This window comes from Streptomyces sp. NPDC001515, from assembly GCF_053597115.1.
The window spans coordinates 1-17,364 of record NZ_JBSFHN010000041.1; the positions used below are offsets into that span (position 1 = coordinate 1).

Annotated in this window: 15 protein-coding genes; 8 read left to right on the top strand and 7 right to left on the bottom strand. The window is 73.1% G+C overall.

Annotated elements, in window-relative coordinates:
- Window positions 1-531: 531 nt before the first annotated feature.
- Window positions 532-981 carry a PTS sugar transporter subunit IIA gene (locus tag ACWCXC_RS32300; protein WP_450683930.1) on the top strand — a complete coding sequence of 150 codons (450 nt, stop codon included), beginning with the start codon at window positions 532-534 and terminating at the stop codon, window positions 979-981.
- Window positions 982-1,057: 76 nt separating this feature from the next.
- A complete protein-coding gene (ptsP, locus tag ACWCXC_RS32305; protein WP_450683929.1) occupies window positions 1,058-2,728 on the top strand; it encodes a phosphoenolpyruvate--protein phosphotransferase in 1,671 nt (556 codons plus the stop codon).
- 88 nt (window positions 2,729-2,816) lie between these two features.
- On the opposite strand, the gene ACWCXC_RS32310 is transcribed toward ptsP, so the two are convergent.
- Both ACWCXC_RS32310 and ACWCXC_RS32315 read right to left on the bottom strand, forming a co-directional pair.
- Entirely contained in the window at window positions 2,817-3,734 is a 918-nt protein-coding gene (locus tag ACWCXC_RS32310) for a hypothetical protein (RefSeq protein ID WP_450891378.1), read from the bottom strand.
- Between the two features lie 67 nt (window positions 3,735-3,801).
- Complete coding sequence (locus ACWCXC_RS32315; protein ID WP_450891356.1) at window positions 3,802-5,778, bottom strand: acetoacetate--CoA ligase; 1,977 nt, start codon at window positions 5,776-5,778, stop codon at window positions 3,802-3,804.
- Between the two features lie 251 nt (window positions 5,779-6,029).
- Here ACWCXC_RS32315 and ACWCXC_RS32320 point away from each other — a divergent pair, with 251 nt between their 5' ends.
- On the top strand, window positions 6,030-8,381 hold the full coding sequence (locus ACWCXC_RS32320) for a glycoside hydrolase family 31 protein (protein ID WP_450891357.1): 2,352 nt from the start codon (window positions 6,030-6,032) through the stop codon (window positions 8,379-8,381).
- 171 nt (window positions 8,382-8,552) lie between these two features.
- On the opposite strand, the gene ACWCXC_RS32325 is transcribed toward ACWCXC_RS32320, so the two are convergent.
- The gene (locus ACWCXC_RS32325) at window positions 8,553-9,062 is read right to left on the bottom strand and encodes an NUDIX domain-containing protein (RefSeq protein ID WP_450891358.1); all 510 of its coding nucleotides are present in this window, start codon (window positions 9,060-9,062) and stop codon (window positions 8,553-8,555) included.
- Between the two features lie 105 nt (window positions 9,063-9,167).
- Here ACWCXC_RS32325 and ACWCXC_RS32330 point away from each other — a divergent pair, with 105 nt between their 5' ends.
- The 4 genes from ACWCXC_RS32330 (at window position 9,168) to ACWCXC_RS32345 (ending at window position 12,143) form a co-directional block, all read left to right on the top strand.
- Entirely contained in the window at window positions 9,168-9,974 is an 807-nt protein-coding gene (locus ACWCXC_RS32330) for a M15 family metallopeptidase (RefSeq protein ID WP_450891359.1), read from the top strand.
- A gap of 121 nt (window positions 9,975-10,095) precedes the next feature.
- Window positions 10,096-10,443: an Mpo1-like protein gene (locus ACWCXC_RS32335; protein ID WP_450683924.1), complete on the top strand. Its 348-nt coding sequence runs from the start codon at window positions 10,096-10,098 to the stop codon at window positions 10,441-10,443.
- 48 nt (window positions 10,444-10,491) lie between these two features.
- The gene (locus tag ACWCXC_RS32340; RefSeq protein ID WP_450891360.1) at window positions 10,492-10,956 is read left to right on the top strand and encodes a Zn-ribbon domain-containing OB-fold protein; all 465 of its coding nucleotides are present in this window, start codon (window positions 10,492-10,494) and stop codon (window positions 10,954-10,956) included.
- The gene (locus ACWCXC_RS32345; protein WP_450891361.1) at window positions 10,953-12,143 is read left to right on the top strand and encodes a lipid-transfer protein; all 1,191 of its coding nucleotides are present in this window, start codon (window positions 10,953-10,955) and stop codon (window positions 12,141-12,143) included. The genes ACWCXC_RS32340 and ACWCXC_RS32345 overlap by 4 nt, the downstream gene beginning before the upstream one ends.
- Before the next feature lie 19 nt (window positions 12,144-12,162).
- On the opposite strand, the gene ACWCXC_RS32350 is transcribed toward ACWCXC_RS32345, so the two are convergent.
- From ACWCXC_RS32350 to ACWCXC_RS32365, 4 genes are read right to left on the bottom strand one after another with little or no spacing between them, the layout of a single operon-like run.
- On the bottom strand, window positions 12,163-12,768 hold the full coding sequence (locus ACWCXC_RS32350) for a GTP-binding protein (protein WP_450683921.1): 606 nt from the start codon (window positions 12,766-12,768) through the stop codon (window positions 12,163-12,165).
- Window positions 12,749-13,171 carry a DUF742 domain-containing protein gene (locus ACWCXC_RS32355; RefSeq protein ID WP_383650974.1) on the bottom strand — a complete coding sequence of 141 codons (423 nt, stop codon included), beginning with the start codon at window positions 13,169-13,171 and terminating at the stop codon, window positions 12,749-12,751. Before ACWCXC_RS32355 ends, ACWCXC_RS32350 begins: the two co-directional genes overlap by 20 nt.
- A gap of 9 nt (window positions 13,172-13,180) precedes the next feature.
- Complete coding sequence (locus ACWCXC_RS32360) at window positions 13,181-13,624, bottom strand: roadblock/LC7 domain-containing protein (RefSeq protein WP_450683920.1); 444 nt, start codon at window positions 13,622-13,624, stop codon at window positions 13,181-13,183.
- Window positions 13,621-16,443, bottom strand: coding sequence for a nitrate- and nitrite sensing domain-containing protein (locus ACWCXC_RS32365; RefSeq protein ID WP_450891362.1), 2,823 nt, complete (start codon window positions 16,441-16,443; stop codon window positions 13,621-13,623). Before ACWCXC_RS32365 ends, ACWCXC_RS32360 begins: the two co-directional genes overlap by 4 nt.
- A 549-nt stretch (window positions 16,444-16,992) precedes the next feature.
- Between ACWCXC_RS32365 and ACWCXC_RS32370 the strand changes: the two genes are divergently transcribed.
- A complete protein-coding gene (locus tag ACWCXC_RS32370) occupies window positions 16,993-17,340 on the top strand; it encodes a hypothetical protein (RefSeq protein ID WP_450891379.1) in 348 nt (115 codons plus the stop codon).
- Window positions 17,341-17,364: the final 24 nt, after the last annotated feature.

The following is a 17,364-nucleotide window of genomic DNA, read 5'->3' on the forward strand; positions in this document are numbered from 1 at the left end:
CGGGGTATCAACATATCTGGCGTTGACTTTTGGCACGCTGTTGAGTTCTCAAGGAACGGACGCTTCCTTTGTACTCACCCCTGCGGGCTTTCCTCTGGGCGCTTCCCTTCGGTCTTGCGTTTCTGACTCTATCAGACTCTTTCGTGTCCGATTCCCGGTCGAAGCGGGTTCTACTTTTGCCTTTCAGGAATTTGCTTTCGCGCTTTCCCTTTCGGCTCGACCGACTGTATCAGGCTCTTCCGGGCCCTCCGACCAACCCCCCGCAGACATGCGTCTGCCCGATTTCGGGTTAGGGTTTGGACTCAATCGGTGCCGCCGACCCCCGACTCAAAGTCGCGTTGGGGCCAGGCAGGAGTACGACAGTACAGGGCGCCGGGAGTCGAGGCAAATCGTTTCCGGTGCACCCCTAGGTCCTCGAACCGCCATGAGTCAGGCGGAACCGGGACTTCTTATGACTTACGCTGCTGAGCAGTAAGGCCGTCCTCCACCAGTCGCGGCGGCGCCAACGAAGCTCCACTCTGGGAGGCCCCCATGACCACTGTGACGTCCCCTCTTGCCGGACGTGCCATCGGGCTCGCTGCCGTACCGGACCCGGTCTTCTCCGGAGCGATGGTCGGTCCCGGGACCGCGATCGACCCCGTGCGCGAGCGTTCCGAAGCCGTCTCGCCCGTCGACGGCATCGTCGTCTCCCTCCACCCGCACGCCTTCGTGGTCGTGGACAGTGAGGGACACGGAGTCCTGACCCACCTCGGCATCGACACGGTCCAGCTCAACGGCGAGGGCTTCGAGCTGCTCGTGAACAAGGGGGACACCGTCACCCGCGGCCAGGCGGTCGTCCGCTGGGACCCGGCGGCCGTCGAGGAGGCCGGCAAGTCCCCGATCTGCCCCGTCGTGGCCCTGGAGGCCACCGCCGACTCCCTCTCCGGCGTCGTCGAGGACGGCGAGCTCAAGGTCGGCGACTCCCTGTTCGCCTGGCAGTGACACGTTCGGCGCAGTGACAGCCGACTGGATATCCATCGCGGGGGCAGGGGCCGCCGCACGACCGGAGACGGGTGAAATGCAGACAACGCTGCGAGGCGTAGGCGTCAGCCACGGTGTGGCGATCGGCGAGGTACGGCACATGGGCACGGCTGTGCTCGAACCGCCGGCCAAGCAGATCCCCGCCGAGGAGGCCGAGCGCGAACAGGGCCGGGCCCGGCAGGCCGTGGAGGCCGTGGCCGCCGACCTGATCGCGCGCGGCAACCTCGCCGGGGGCGAGGCCCAGCACGTGCTGGAGGCCCAGGCCATGATGGCCCAGGACCCCGAGCTGATGGCGGACGTGGACCGGCGCATCGCCGTCGGGAGCACCGCCGAGCGGGGTGTGTACGACGCGTTCGCCTCGTACCGGGCGCTGCTCGCCGGGGCCGGGGAGTACCTGGCCGGGCGGGTCGCGGACCTGGACGACGTGCGGAACCGTATCGTCGCCCGGCTGCTCGGGGTGCCGATGCCCGGGGTGCCCGACAGCGACGAGCCCTATGTACTGATCGCGCGTGACCTGGCTCCGGCCGACACCGCGCTGCTCGACCCCGCGCTGGTGCTCGGCTTCGTCACGGAGGAGGGCGGGCCCACCAGCCACAGCGCCATCCTGGCCCGCGCGCTCGGGGTGCCCGCGGTCGTGGCGCTGCCCGGCGCCGGCGAGCTGGCCGAGGGCACCGTCGTCGCCGTGGACGGCAGCACCGGCGAGATCTTCATCGAGCCGAGCGCCGAGAAGCGCGCGGAGATGGAGGCGTCCGCCGCTGCCCGCAAGGCGGCGCTGTCCGCGTCCACGGGACCGGGCGCGACCTCCGACGGGCACAAGGTGCCGCTGCTGGCCAACGTCGGCGGGCCCGGCGATGTCCCGGCGGCGGTCGAGGCGGGCGCGGAGGGCGTCGGCCTGTTCCGCACCGAGTTCCTGTTCCTGGACGACAGCAAGCAGGCGCCGTCCGAGGAGAAGCAGGTCGCCGCCTACCGAGCGGTGCTGGAGGCATTCCCCGAGGGCCGGGTCGTGGTGCGAGTGCTGGACGCCGGTGCGGACAAGCCGCTGGAGTTCCTGACCCCGGCCGACGAGCCGAACCCGGCGCTGGGCGTGCGGGGTCTGCGCAGCCTGCTGGACCACCCTGATGTGCTGCGCACGCAGCTGACGGCGCTGTCCAAGGCCGCCGAGGGGCTTCCGGTGCACCTGGAGGTCATGGCGCCGATGGTCGCCGACCGTGCCGACGCGAAGGCCTTCGCGGACGCGTGCCGCGCGGCCGGGCTGCAGGCCAAGTTCGGGGCCATGGTCGAGATCCCGTCGGCGGCCCTGCGGGCCCGTTCGGTGCTGAAGGAGGTGGAGTTCCTGTCGCTCGGGACCAACGACCTGGCGCAGTACACCTTCGCCGCCGACCGTCAGGTGGGCGCGGTCTCCCGGCTCCAGGACCCGTGGCAGCCCGCGCTGCTGGACCTGGTCGCGTTCTCCGCCGAGGCCGCCAGGGCCGAGGGCAAGAGCTGTGGTGTGTGTGGTGAGGCCGCCTCCGATCCGCTGCTCGCCTGTGTGCTGACCGGGCTGGGTGTGACGTCGCTGTCGATGGGCGCCGCGTCCATCCCGTATGTGCGGGCGACGCTGGCCAAGTACACGCTCGCCCAGTGCGAGCGGGCCGCTTCGGCCGCGCGCGCCGCGGACTCCGCCGAGGAGGCGCGGGTCGCCGCGCAGGCGGTGCTCTCGGGCGAGTAGGACCGCCCGTTCCGGTCCGCGGGTCCCGCGGCCGGTGCGAGGGGAAGGGGCTTCCCGCCGATGGTGGCGGGGAGCCCCTTCCGTCGTCTCAGCGGTGTGCCTCCGGTTCGTCGGCTCCGATGTCGAATCCCGCGCAGTACTCCACGCCGGGCTCGGGGGAGACGGGTTCGCCGGTCTCGGCGTCGGTGCAGTAGGCGCTGAAGACCTCGCCGGCGGTGAGCGGGTGGAGGGCTCCGCCCGAGAGCCGCCAGCCGTGGACCCGGTCGGGGCCGTCCGGGGTGCTGGTCCGCAGGACCACTCCCCCGTGGCGGTCGAGTCCGATGCCGACGGCCAGGACCGTCACGAACTCGGCGCCCTCGGCCGTGTCGAGCTGGGCGGGGCCGGTGGTGTCGCGGGCGGTGTGCAGCGCGGCCAGCAGTTGTTCGTTGTCGGTGGGCGTGCTGCACACCAGGTGGTGGGTGCCGGGACCGGCCGCCGCGAGCAGCCGGAGCAGCAGATGGGAGGCGCGGTCGAAGGCCGCGCGGCCGATGTCCTGGCCGCAGTCGGCGCAGTCCCCCAGTCCGGCGAGGAGCACGGTGGCGTACTCCCAGGTGGCGCGGCGGGCGGCCCGGGAGACGAGCAGGGGGATCAGGGCGTCGAGTGGCTGTCCGGTGTAGGCGACGGTGGCGCCGCAGGCGGCGATCTCCGCGGTGAACCTGCTGCGGCCCATCGGGGTGTCGGGTGCGATGCCCGACTCGGTGCAGTACCGCGCGTACTCCTCGGGGTCGAAGAGGGCGACGGTGGTGTGCGTGCCCTGGGCGGCGAAGGTCTTGAGCAGGCTCTCCACCTGCTGCAGATAGACGGCGTGGTCGTCGAAGGTGAAGCTGCGGTAGCGCCGCATCGCCGCGAAGTCCTGCTCGTCGGCCAGCAGGCCGATGGTGCGTGGTGCTTCGCGGCGCAGCGTGCGTCGCAGGGTGGTGCCGGTCCGGCCCCGGGTGGTGGGCCGCTTATTCCTGGTCTGCGCCATGATGTCCCCCAGTACGCTGTCCAACTGTGCTCACTCAGCGTAACCACGGGCACTGACAGTGGTGGTTTCAGCGGCGGTCGCGGGCCAGCTTCTCGTAGAAGTGGAGGAGTTCCAGGTTGTCGATCGAGCCGGGGTTGACGGCCTTGGCCAGGGCCGTTCCCTGGAGCAGGCGTTTGACCGGAACCTCGATGCGCTTGCCGGTGAGGGTGTGCGGAATGCCCGGGACCTCGATGACCTCGTCGGGGACGTGGCGCGGGGAGAGGTTCTCGCGGATGGTCCGCTTGATGCTGTCGCGCAGGGCGTCGTCGAGCGTGGCGCCCTCGGCGAGGTGGACGAACAGCGGCATCCAGTAGCCGCCGTCGGGCTCCTCCAGGCCGATGACGAGGGATTCGCGGATCTCCGGCAGGCGCTCGACGGCCTCGTAGATGTCGGCGGAGCCCATGCGGACGCCCTGACGGTTCAGGGTGGAGTCGGAGCGGCCGTGGATGACGACGGAGCCCCGGTCGGTGATCGTGATCCAGTCGCCGTGCCGCCATACGCCGGGGTACATGTCGAAGTAGCTGTCGTGGTAGCGGCTGCCGTCGGGGTCGTTCCAGAAGCGGACCGGCATGGAGGGCATGGGCTGGGTGACGACGAGTTCGCCGACCTCGCCGGTGAGGGGTTCACCGGCCGGGTCCCAGGACTGGAGGTTCGTGCCGAGGCAGGGGGCCTGGAGTTCGCCGATGTGGACGGGGAGGGTGGGGACGGCTCCGGCGAAGCAGCTGCAGACGTCGGTGCCGCCGCTCACGGAGGCGATCCAGAGGTCGTCGGCGACCTCGTCGTGGAGCCAGCGGAAGCCGTCGGGCGGCAGCGGCGAGCCGGTCGTGGCGACGCACTGCACGCGCGAGAGGTCGAGGTCGCGGCCGGGGTGGATGCCCGCCTTGCGGCAGGCCATGACGTAGGCGGCGGAGGTGCCGAAGAGGGTGGCGCCGGTCTGTTCGGCTACGCGCCACTGGGCGCTGATGTCCGGGTGTCCGGGGCTTCCGTCGTACAGCACGAGGGTGGTGCCGGTGAGGAGGCCGGAGACGAGGAAGTTCCACATCATCCAGCCGGTGGAGGTGTACCAGAAGAAGCGGTCCTCGGGGCCGAGGTCGCAGTGGAGGCCGATCTGCTTGAAGTGTTCGAGGAGGATGCCGCCCTGGGACTGGACGATGGCCTTGGGCAGGCCGGTCGTGCCGGAGGAGTAGAGGACCCAGAGCGGGTGGTCGAAGGGAACCTGTTCGAAGAGCGGCTCGGTGGCGGCGGAGGTGAGGGCGGACCACTCCAGGGTGCCTTCGGGGGCCTCGGTGCCGAGCAGCGGGATGTGGACGACGGCGCGCAGCGTGGGCAGTTCGCGGCGCAGTTCCGCGACGGTGTCGGCGCGGTGGTGTTCCTTGCCGCCGTAGCGGTAGCCGTCGACGGCGAACAGGACGACGGGTTCGACCTGCTGGAAGCGGTCGAGGACGCTGCGGGCGCCGAAGTCGGGGGCGCAGGAGGTCCAGACGGCGCCGACGGCGGCGGTGGCGAGGAAGGCGACGACGGCCTGCGGGATGTTGGGGAGGTAGCCGCTGACCCGGTCGCCGGGGGTGACGCCGAGGGCGCGGAGTTCGGCGGCGAGGGAGCCGACCTGGTGGCGCAGCCGCGACCAGGAGACCGGGACCTGGGTGTGGGTCTCGTCGACGTGGAGCAGGGCGGGGGCGTCGGCCCGCAGCGGGTCCTCGGCGGTGCGCAGGGCGTGTTCGGCGTAGTTGAGGGTGGCTCCGGGGAACCACTGGGCGCCGGGCATGGTCCGGTCGCCGATGACCGTCTCGTACGGGGTGGAGAAGCGCACGTCGAACCATTCGGCGACGGCTTTCCAGAAGGTGTCGAGTTCCTCGACGGACCAGCGGTGCAGGCTCGCGTAGCCGCCGTCGGCCGGGGCTCCGTGGTGCTCGGCCGCCCAGCTCTGGAAGCGGGTGACGGCCGCGGCCGCGATGCGGTCCGGGCCGGGCTGCCACAGAGGGGCTTCGTCGGCTGCTGAGGTCATGGGGCTGCTCCCTGACGGTACGGGTACGCGGAGTGTGCGTCTGTCGCGCGCACGGGCCGGGGTGTGCGCGTGAGGCGGCTTCACGGACGATGCCATGTGATCGTCCTTCGCACCAGGGCCGCCGGACCGTGACCGCGTGTCCCGGTGTGCGGCCCCGGGCACGTGCCGGGTGGTGGTGACCTGCCGGACGGCGGGTGAACGGAAGTTGAACAGAACCCGCTCCCGGATCACCGGGTGGCAGGGTGAGCCGCATGGACGGTCGTGACCTGGTGCGCTCGGTGAAATTGGTCGGTTCGAGGCGGGGGCTGCGCACGGTGCGCTCGGCGTGGCGGCGGGCCCGGACGGACGCGCGGGCGCTGCCCGCGCGGGGGCCGGAGCGGGCCCGGGTGCCGGGCGGCGTCGTGGACGCGGAGCCGGGGCCCGGGGGCGGCACGGTGCGGTTCGCCCGGTCGGAGCTGCGGATCCGGGTGGCGGTGGGCGGGGCGGTGTTCTGGGGCTGGGACGGGGCGGAGCCGCTGCCGTCGTACGCGCTGCCGGACGAGGCCCCGGAGGCCGATCCGCGCGCGGTGCTGGAGCCCGACAAGGACGGCGGCTGGCAGGTGGTGTCGGAGCGGCTGACGGTGGCGGTGTCGCGGCACGGCGCGGTGGAGCTGCGCACGCCGGGCGGGGTGGTGCTGCGGCGGGAGCTGCCGCCGCGGTGGTGGGAGCCGGTGGCGGGTGGCCCGGCGCGGTGGGTGCAGCGGTCGGAGGTTCCGGCGGACGCGCGGTTCTTCGGGCTGGGCGGGCGCGCTTCGGGGCCCCGGCTCGGGGACGGGGTGTACACGCTGTGGAACACCGATCCGGGCGGGCGGTTCGGGCCGGAGGACGATCCGCTGTATCTGACGATGCCGGTGCAGGTGGTGGTCTCGGACGCGGGGACGCATCTGGCGTTCCACGACAATCCGTGGGCGGGCCGGGTGACCTTGCGCGAGGGCGAGGAGGGGGCGGGTTCGGGGCACGACCGGCCGGGCGCGTCCGAGGTCCGTATGGAGGGCGGGCCGCTGCGCTGCTGGGTGGTGGCGGGCACGCCGGCCCGGGTGCTCCAGGGGTGGACGGCGCTGACGGGCGCGCCGGCGGTGCCGCCGTCGTGGGCGCTGGGTCCGCAGCACGCGCGGTGGGGGTTCGGGAGCGAGCGGGAGGTGCGCCGGGTCGCGGCCGGCTACCGCGAGCGGGGGCTGCCGTTGTCGGGGCTGCATCTGGACATCGACCACTTCGACGGGCACCGGGTGTTCACGGTGGACCGGGGGCGGTTCCCCGATCTGCCGGGGCTGGCGAAGGAGTTGCGCGAGGACGGGGTGCGGCTGGTGTCGATCGTGGATCCGGCGGTGACGGCGACGCCGGGCGATCCGGTGTTCGATTCCGGTGCGGCGGTCGGTACGGCGGGGGCGTTCGTGCGCGACGCGCGGGGGCGCAGGGTGCGCGGGGAGGTGTGGCCGGGTGAGTGCGTCTATCCGGACTTCACGGATCCGCAGGTGCGCGCGTGGTGGGGCGGGTGGTACGAGGAGCGGCTGGCGCAGGGGTTCTCCGGTGTCTGGCACGACATGAACGAGCCGGTGTCGTTCGCCGCGTTCGGGGAGGCGACGCTGCCCCGGTCCGCGCGGCACGTCCTGGAGGGGCGGGGCGGCGACCACCGCGAGGCGCACAACGTGTACGGCCTGGCCATGGCCCGCGCCGGGTACGAGGCACTGGCCCGGCTGCGTCCCGCCGAGCGGCCGTTCCTGTTCTCGCGTTCGGGGTGGGCGGGGATGCAGCGGTACGGGGGCACCTGGTCCGGTGATGTGGCGACGGGGTGGCCGGGGCTGCGGGCCTCGCTGGCGCTGGTGCTGGGCCTGGGGCTGTGCGGGGTTCCGTATTCCGGGCCGGACGTGGGCGGTTTCGACGGTTCGCCGTCGCCGGAGCTGTATCTGCGCTGGTTCCAGCTGGGGGCGTACCTCCCGCTGTTCCGCACGCACGCGGCGATCGACGCGGGGCGCCGGGAGCCGTGGGAGTTCGGTCCGCTGGTCCTGGAGGGGGCGCGGGCGGTGCTGGCGGAGCGGGAGCGGCTGCGTCCGTACTGGACGACGCTGGCCCGGCTGGCGTGGCTGACGGGCTCCCCGTACGTGCGTCCGCTGTGGTGGTCGACGCCGGGCGACCGCCTGCTGCGGGAGTGCGGCGACGCGTTCCTGCTGGGCGAGGCGCTGCTGGTGGCGCCGGTGCTGGAGCCGGGGGTGTCGAGGCGGCCGGTGCGGCTGCCGCCGGGGCGGTGGTACGACACGGTGAGCGGCGCGGTGTACGAGGGGCCGGGGCGGGTGGAGGTCGAGGCGCCGCTGACGCGGGTGCCGGTGCTGGCGCGGGCGGGTGCGGTGCTCGCGGTGCGGGGCGCGGACGGCGGGACGGAACTGGAGGTGTGGGCGCCGGCGCGAGGGCGTACGGGAGGTGGTTCGGTGGTGCGCGACGCGGGCGACGGCTGGGAGACGGCGGTGGTCGAGCGGTACACCTCGCGGTGGTCGGGGGGCCGGGTCGTCGTGGAGCGGGACGGCGAGGGGACGGGGGTGGACCTGCCGGTCCGGGTGCGGGGGGTGTGAGGCGTTCGGGCGGACGGTCCGGGACGGGTGGAGGCACCCTCGGCGGGGCGACCGGGGTCGGCAGGGGCGAGGTTCTGGCGGTCCGGCGCCATCAGGGGTAGCGGCTCGCACGGGTGCCGGCGAGGGGCGAGGTTCTTCCACTGACGGACCGGTCCGGCGACCCGGCCCCCGTCAGTGGTAGCGGCCCGTGAACCAGGCGTCGGCGGCCTCGGTGTGGAGGGGGAAGGCGAGGGGGGCGGGGGCGCGGAGGATCGCGTAACCGGAGGTCTCGTCGGTGGGGGCGGACGGCGGGAGGGCGGCGAGCGGCCGGGCGGGGAGCAGTCCGAAGAGGAGCAGGTACCCCTCGGTGTCGCTGAGGGCGTCGGCGAGGCGGACCTCCCCGGCGGGCGCCTCGATGCCGGTCTCCTCGCGGAGTTCGCGGACGACGGCGTGCTTCCAGTCCTCGCCGTGGTCGACGAAGCCGCCGGGCAGGGCGGTGCCGCCGATATGCGGCGGGACGGTGCGGGTGATGACGACGAGTCCGGTGCCGTCCGGGCCGGTGACGGGGAGCAGGGCGACGGCGACCGGCAGCGGGTTGCGGTAGGCGGTGGTACCGCAGGCGGCGCAGGTGCGGGGCCAGGTGCCGGGGGACGGGAGCCCGGTGTAAGGGGTTCCGCAGCTGCCGCAGTGGGAGTGGACCACGGGTTTCTCCGCCTTCCTCGTGTCCGGCCGCCGCGTCGTCGCGGGGACGCGCGGACTGTATCCGATCTCCCTCCGGACGGCGCCCGGCTGGTGTTCGATGTGCTCATGACAGGCATTGCTTCCGCCCTCCGCGCCCTGGCCACCGCTGCCGCCGCCCTGCTCGCCGCCACCGCCGCCACCCCGGCGGCGCAGGCGCGACCCGAACCGAAGGCCCCCGACGCGTTCGTGGCGCTCTCCTCCGTGGACCCCACGATCATCCAGGAGATGCGCTATCCGACCGACCACACCTTCATGGGCGTGCCGGTGGACGGCTACCGGCAGCCGCTGTGCGTCCTGACCCGCCCGGCCGCCGAGGCCCTGCACCGCGCGCAGCTCCGGCTGCGGCCCCAGGGCTACTCGCTCAAGGTCTACGACTGCTACCGGCCGCAGCGGGCCGTCGACCACTTCGTCCGGTGGGCGAAGGACCTCGACGACGAGACGATGAAGGGCGAGTTCTATCCGCGGGTCGACAAGACCCGGCTGTTCGCCGACGGTTACATCGCGGAGAAGTCCGGGCACAGCCGGGGCAGCACGGTGGATCTGACCCTGGTCCGGCTGCCCGCGGCCCCGACGCGGGCGTACCGTCCCGGTGAGCCGCTGGTCCCCTGCTACGCGCCCCGGCCGGAGCGTTTTCCGGACAACTCGATCGACATGGGCACCGGCTTCGACTGCTTCGACACCCTCTCGCACACCGACGATCCGCGGATCCAGGGCGTCCAGCGCGCCAACCGCCAGTTCCTCAGGCGGACCCTCACGGACCTGGGCTTCGTGAACCTCGCCGAGGAGTGGTGGCACTACACCTTCAAGCCGGAGCCCTTCCCGGACACCTACTTCGACTTCCCGGTGGCCCGCAGGTCGGTCGCCGGCCACTGAGTCCGGCCGGCTCCGGTGAGCGGGCGGCCGGGACCACCCCCGTGGGTTCCGGCCGCCCGTTCTTCTACTCGGACGCGGATCGGCCGTATCCGGTTGCCGGTCCAGCCGTTACGGTGCCCCCATGTCACAGCAGACGTTCGATTCGTACGAAGAGTTCTGGCCCTACTACGTCGCGATGCACTCCCGCGCGGCGACCCGCTGGGTCCATCTGACCGGCACCCTGACCGGTCTCGCCCTCACCGCCTACGGGCTGGCGCGCGGCCGGAAGCGGTACGCGCTCGCGCTGCCCCTGATCGGGTACGGGACCGCCTGGCCCGCGCACTTCCTGATCGAGAAGAACAACCCGGCGACCTTCGGCCACCCCGCGTGGTCACTGCGCGGCGACGCCCAGATGATCGGCATGATGCTGGCCGGCCGGGACCAGGAGCTGGCCGATACCGCTGCCAAGTGGCTCGCCGACAACAGCTGACCGTGGCACACTTCTGACGTTCCATCAGATCCAGTGCCGGGAGGGGCTTTGCCGCGCGAGCGCATACCTGTGGTGGCCGGGTGGTTCACCACGGACGGTCCGGAGGAGGAGTTCCGGCTGCTGGGCACCCGCTGCCCGAGCTGCTCCTCGGTGTTCTTCCCGCCCCATCGGGGCTTCTGCCGCAATCCCGGCTGTACGGGGGAGGAGCCGGCCGAGGTGGCGCTGTCGCGGCGCGGCACCGTCTGGTCGTACACCGACGGCCGCTACCGGCCGCCCGCTCCCTACCCCTCGGCCCCGGACGCGCCCTGGGAGCCGTACACGCTGGTCGCCGTGGAGCTGGCGGCCGAGCGGATGGTGGTGCTGGGGCAGGCCGCGCCGGGCATCCGTCCCGCCGATCTCGCGGTCGGCATGACGGTCGAGGTGGTCCCGGGCGTCCTGGGCGCCGGAACCGGCGACGAACGCGCCACCTGGCACTGGCGCCCCGTACCGGCTCCCGGGGAGGGCGCGACATGAGCGGGGACGTGGCCGTCCTCGGGGCGGGAATGCACCCCTGGGGCAAATGGGGCCGCGGTTTCGTCGAGTACGGCACGGTCGCGGCCCGCGCCGCCCTCGCGGACGCGGGCGTCGAGTGGCGGGACGTACACTCCGTCGTCGGCGCGGACACCGTGCGCGGGGGCTATCCCGGCTACGTGGCGGGGGCCACCTTCGCCCAGGCGCTGGGGTGGCAGGGGGCCAGGGTCACGAGCGTCTACGCGGCCTGTGCCTCGGGCGCCCAGGCCGTCGCCACCGCCCGGTCCCAGATCCTGGCCGGCCAGGCCGACGTGGTGCTGGTGGTGGGCGCCGACGCGGCGCCCAAGGGCTTCTTCGCCCCTGCGGGCGGCGAACGGCCCGACGATCCCGACTGGCTGCGCTTCCGGGTGCTCGGCGCGACGAACCCCGCGTACTTCGGTCTGTACGCCCGCCGCAGGATGACCCTGTACGGGGACACGCCGGAGGACTTCGCCCGGGTCAAGGTGAAGAACGCGGCGGCCGGGGCGCTGAACCCGGACGCCCGCTACCGGGCCCCGGTCACCGCCGAGGAGGTCGCGGCCTCCCCCGTGGTGGCCGATCCGCTGCGGCTGCTCGACATCTGCGCCACCTCCGACGGGGCGGCGGCCCTGGTGCTGTCCAGCATGGAGTTCGCCCGGCGCCACGGGGCCGCCGACCCGGTCCGCGTCCGCGCCGTGGCGACGATGACCCCCGCCTATCCCAGGACCGTCCTCGACCTGCCCGACATCGCGACGGACTCCGCCGTCGCCGTGGAGCCCGCCGCCACCGGCTTCCGCGCCTCGATCGCCCGGTCCGCCTACGAGGAGGCCGGCCTCGGCCCCGAGGACCTCTCGCTGGCCGAGGTGTACGACCTGTCCACCGCGCTGGAACTGGAGTGGTACGAGGACATCGGGCTCTGCGCGCCGGGCGGCGGCGCGGCGCTGCTGCGGTCGGGGGCCACCGCGCTCGGCGGGCGGGTGCCCGTCAACCCGAGCGGCGGCCTGGCCTCCTTCGGCGAGGCGGTGCCGGCCCAGGCCATTGCCCAGATCTGCGAGCTGACCCGGCAGCTGCGCGGCACGGCGGGCGAGCGGCAGATCCCCGGCGCCCGGACCGGTCTGGCCGTGAACCAGGGGCTGTTCGGCCACGGATCGGCGATCGTGGCCGTGCGCTGAGGCCGGCGCACCGCCCGTCTCAGGTGGCGGCCGGTTCGCGTACCGCCTCCACCTGGGCCACCGCGTGTTCCACCACCGCGACCAGCACGTCGCGGACCGAGGCGCGGTCGCGGGCGTCGCACATCAGCACCGGAACCTGCGGGTCCAGGTCGAGTGCGGCACGCACGGTCCGTTCGGGGAACCGCTCGGCGCCCTCGAAGCAGTTGACGGCGACGGCGAAGGGGATCGCGCGCCGTTCGAAGTAGTCGACGGCGGCGAAGCAGTCCGCCAGCCGTCGGGTGTCCGCGAGGACGACGGCTCCCAGCGCGCCCTGGGCCAGTTCGTCCCAGAGGAACCAGAACCGGTCCTGCCCGGGGGTCCCGAAGAGATAGAGGACCAGGTCCTCGCGGAGGGTGATCCGGCCGAAGTCCATCGCCACGGTCGTCGTGGTCTTCGCCTCGACGCCGTCCAGGTCGTCCACCGGGCGCCCCGCCTCGGTCAGCCGCTCCTCGGTGCGCAGCGGTCTGATCTCGCTGACCGCCCCGACCAGGGTCGTCTTGCCCACGCCGAAGCCGCCCGCCACCAGGATCTTGAGGGTCACCGGCTCCACGGGCCGCCTGTTGCGGCTAGAGCGCCCGAAGACCATTGATCACCTCGCGAAGAATGTTCACGTCCGGCAGTTCGGCCGGCGGAACGGGACGGGTCACGTGCACCAGTTCGTCCTCGACGAGGTCACCGACCAGGACCCGGACCACCCCGACGGGAAGGTCCAGTCCGGCCGCCAGCTCGGCGATCGACTGGGGCATCGCACTGCACAGTTCGACGATCTCCACATGCTCGGGAGAGAGCATCTGGTCCCGTCCGGGATCGTCGGCCGCGGGTTCGGGCACGACGATCGCGATCAGGTCGAGGCGGTGACGCGACGCACTGCTGGTGCGTCCCCTCGTCATCGCGTACGGGCGGACCACCGGCCCCGCGTCGGCGTCGTACCAGCGCGAGGACTGCGGGTCGCCCGGGATGTCCGGGGTGCCGGATCGGCCGGCGCTCATTGCGTCCACTCACCCTCCGGAGGACGTACCGGGCGTGCGGGGCGCGTTGGCCAGATGGGCGCCCACGCGCTTGACCATGAGGGTCATCTCGTACGCCACCAGACCCACGTCCGAGTCGGAGTCGGCCAGCACGGCCAGACAGCTGCCGTCGCCCGCCGCGGTGACGAAGAGGAACGCCTCGTCGAGTTCGACGACCGTCTGGCGGACCCGGCCGGCGTCGAAGTGCCGGCCGACTCCCTTGGCCAGGCTGTGGAACCCGGAGGCGACGGCGGCCAGGTGCTCGCCGTCCTCGCGGGTCAGGTCCTGGGAGGCGCCGGTGGGCAGTCCGTCGCTGGAGAGCACGAGCGCCTTGCGGACGCTGGTGACGCGCGCGACCAGTTCGTCGAGCAGCCAGTTGAGCTCACCCGACCCCTGACGTGCGGTGTTGAGTGCTGAGGCGTGCGGTGCGGTCATGGACCGTCCCCTCCTGGTGTGGTTCCTCGTGCGGGGTCGCCGGGGCGGGTCGTGTCCTCGGCGTTCTGCCGGCGTCCGCGCTGCCAGCCGCGCTGGAGCGCCGCCATGCGGTCGCGTACCTCGTCCGCGTCGCGCTCGATGTCCTCGATGCTCTCCACCCGGTCCGGTACGGCCGTGCGGGCGTCCGGTTCGTCGCGGAGCTGCGGGGCGAGGCTGGCCTGCCGGACCCGGCGGGGCAGTCCGCCCACGGTGTCGGACGCGGCGGGCGGGGGCGGCAGGGGGGCCGCGGCCGGTGCGGCGGACCGGGGCGCCTGGACCGGCGGCTGCGCCGGGGGCCCGGCGGGGCGGCGCGCGGTCTCGGCCGGCACGGGTCCGGTCGCGGGGCGCGGGGCGTCCCGGTCACCGCCGGTGGGGTGGGCGCGGCCGTCCTCGTCGACCCGCCGGCCCCGGTCGCTGACCAGGGTCGGGGGCGTCCGGCGGGGCAGCGGGCGGATGCCGCCCGGGCGCAGGGGACGCACCGCGTCCGGGCCCCCGGTGCGGTCGGCGGCCTGCTGGTGCTGGTCCCGGTCGCCGTCGCGGCGCAGTTCGCGGGCGCGGAAGATGCCGCCGCGCTCGCTCTCGGTGTCCTCCAGGTCGTGGACGCCGTCCTCCGCCCGCGAGGCACTCCGGCCCGCGACCGCTTCGAGCAGCGGGTCGCGGTCGAAGTCCAGGGGCGGGACCGGGCCTTCGAGCTCCACCGGGCCGTCGAGCAGGCCGCTGGGAACGGGCGAGAGGCTTCCGGCCCGGTCGTGCGCGCCGACGGGCCTCGGGCGGCGGGGGCCCGCGGGGTCCTCGTCCCCGGCCGCCGCCTCGCCGCCGGGCCTGCTGCTGGCGATCGCCTTCTCGGACCTGCGGTCGAGGCGGAAGCCGGTGCCGTGCGACTCCGGGGCGTCGGTGAGCAGCGCCGCGGGGATGAAGACGACCGCGGTGGTGCCGCCGTAGGGCGAGGTCTGGAGGGAGACCCGGACGTTCTGGCGCTGGGCGAGGCGGCTGACGACGAAGAGGCCGAGCCGGTCGGTGTCGGAGAGTTCGAACTCGGGCGTCTCGGCCAGCCGGAGGTTGGCGTCCAGCAGCGCTTCGGGGGGCATGCCGAGGCCCCGGTCGTGGATCTCCAGCGTGAAGCCGTTGGCGACCTGTTCGCCGTGGACCTGGACGGCGGTGTGCGGGGGCGAGAACACCGTGGCGTTCTCCAGCAGTTCGGCGATGAGGTGGGTGAGGTCGGCGACGGCCGGGCCGCCGACGCCGAGCCTCGGCAGCCGGCGCACCTCGATCCGCTCGTAGTCCTCCACCTCGGCGACGGCCGCGCGGACCACGTCCATGAGCTGGATCGGCTTGCGCCACTGCCGGGACGGGGCGGCTCCGGAGAGGATCACCAAGCCCTCGGCGTGGCGGCGCATGCGGGTGGTGAGGTGGTCGAGGCGGAAGAGGTCGGCGAGTTCGTCGGTGTCCTCGGTGCGGCGTTCCATCGCGTCCAGGAGCGTGAGCTGGCGGTGCAGCAGGACCTGGTTGCGGCGGGCGAGGTTGACGAAGACCTCGGAGACGCCGCGCCGCATGTCGGCCTGTTTGACGGCCGCCTCGACGGCGGCGCGCTGGAGGGTGTTGAGGGCCTGGCCGACCTGGCCGATCTCGTCCTTCTCGTAGGTGAGGTGCGGCGATTCGGTCTCGACGTCGATTTGTTCCCCCGCGGCGAGGCGGCGCATCACGCTCGGCAGCCGGACGCCGGAGACCTCGTGGGCGTCCTTGCGGAGCCGGGCGAGGTCGCGGACGATCTCCCGGCCGATCCGTACGGAGACGAAGACCGAGACGAGCAGGGCGAGGAAGCCGAGGACGCCGGCGATGCCCGCCTTGATCAGGACCCCGTAGCCGGCGGGCCGGCCGCGGTCCTGGAAGCGGCTGTTCATCTCGGTCGAGTCGTTGGCCAGCCGGTCCAGGACCGGCGGCGCCACCTCCTGCCAGCGCGCGGCGTCCACGGCGCGGGAGTTCTGGGTGGGGCCCTGGGCGAGGAGCTTCTCCTCGGCGGTGCGCAGCGGCTCGCTGTCGGGGCCCGACCAGTACTGCTGGACGCGTTCGCGCTCGGAGGCGGGGAGCACCTGGAGGTTGATCTCGTAGAGGAGCTTACGACTGGCCACGAGGTCGGAGATCCGGCGCAGTTCGGCTGCGGTGAAGCGTCCGGCAAGAAGTCCGGAGGCGACGAGGGCGTCCTCGCGGGCGAGCATCTCGCGGGCCTGGGAGACGCCGGTGAGGGCCCGGACCTGCTTGTCCATGGAGACGTTCTCCATGGTGTGCAGGCCGTTCAGGAAGCGGTAGCAGGGGTCGATCAGACGGTTGTAGTAGTCCATCGCCCGGTCCCGGCCGATGCCCCGCCGGTCGATGGAGTCGCGGAGCGCGCCGAGTTCCTCGACGGCGCCCAGGATGGAGGCGAGCTGGGCGGCCGCGTCACTGCTGAGCGCGTCGCGGATGTCCTTCTGGTGGGCACCCGAGGTGACGCGGGCCACGACCCGGTCGGTGGCCGTGCGCTGGCGGCGCAGGACGGGCAGGGCGTCGGAGGCGCGGGGGTCGGCGAGGAAGACCAGGGTCTGGCGGCGTTCGTTCTGGACGGCCCGGACCGTGTCCTCCAGGGGATGGCCGACCTTGTCGACCACGGCGCTCGCGCTCAGCAGCTGTCCGGCCTCGCGGCCGGTGAGATAGGTGGCGAAGCCCCAGAGTCCGGTGAGCGAGACGAGCGGCACCAGGAGCAGGGCCACGATCTTCCTGCGGATGGACTTTCCGCGAAAGCGCATGGTCTCCCCCAGCTCGACCCCGGTGGGCGGGGACGGTGTTCCGTCAACAAACGGCGCGAGCCTACTACCGACGCGCAGACAACTCGAAGGCATGTCCGGACGATTTTCGGCCGCCTTACTGGGAGTTGACCTTGTGTTGTCCGCGTATTCCGGGAGATGAAATTCGCGAATACGACAGAAGAGGCCCGCCGGAGCGACAATTTCCGCGCGCTCCCGGTTGGCTGGAAGTATGCGTTCCATACCGCTTCGGGGGAATCTTCACGGTCCGCCACTCGTCATTCCGTACGAGGCGGAAGTGGTGCACGGTGCCCCCGGACACGGCCGGGGCGGCCCGGCGGCGTAGAAAGGGTGCATGCGGGGCAGCAACCCTGAAGTCGGACACATGGTGGGGAGTTGAAGACCTTGGACACGCAGGCGCGTCACGGCGCGGTGGAAGTGCCACCGGCCCGGACGTCGACGGAGACGGGAGTCCCGGCGGCTCGGCCGCCCGGCCCGCCGCAGCAGCCCCGGCCGCAGCTCTGGGTCGAGGAGCCGGCCGCGCGGCGGCGGATGCCGGACCCGGTGCGCAGGGCCGCCGTGCGGGCGGTGCTCATCCTGGCGCTGACCCTCGTCCAGGCCATGGTCGCGTTCCTGTCGTCGCTGGCGGGGTCCTGGCTGGCCTTCCCGATGGTGCTCAGCAGCGTGGCCAGCACGGTGGTGGCCACCTGGTCGGTGCTGGACGTCTGGGTCACCCGCCAGGTGTGGAACCAGCGCAACGGCGTGGTGTCGGTGCCCAGCAGTTCGGCCCGGCGGCTGCGCCGGGAGCGGCGGAGGGCCAGGCACGCGGAGCGGGCCGCCCGGCGGGACGGCACGGCGATACGCGGGCGGGACACCGGTCACCGCCTCTCGCGGGCCTGACCGGCGCCCCGCCCCGGGAGACCG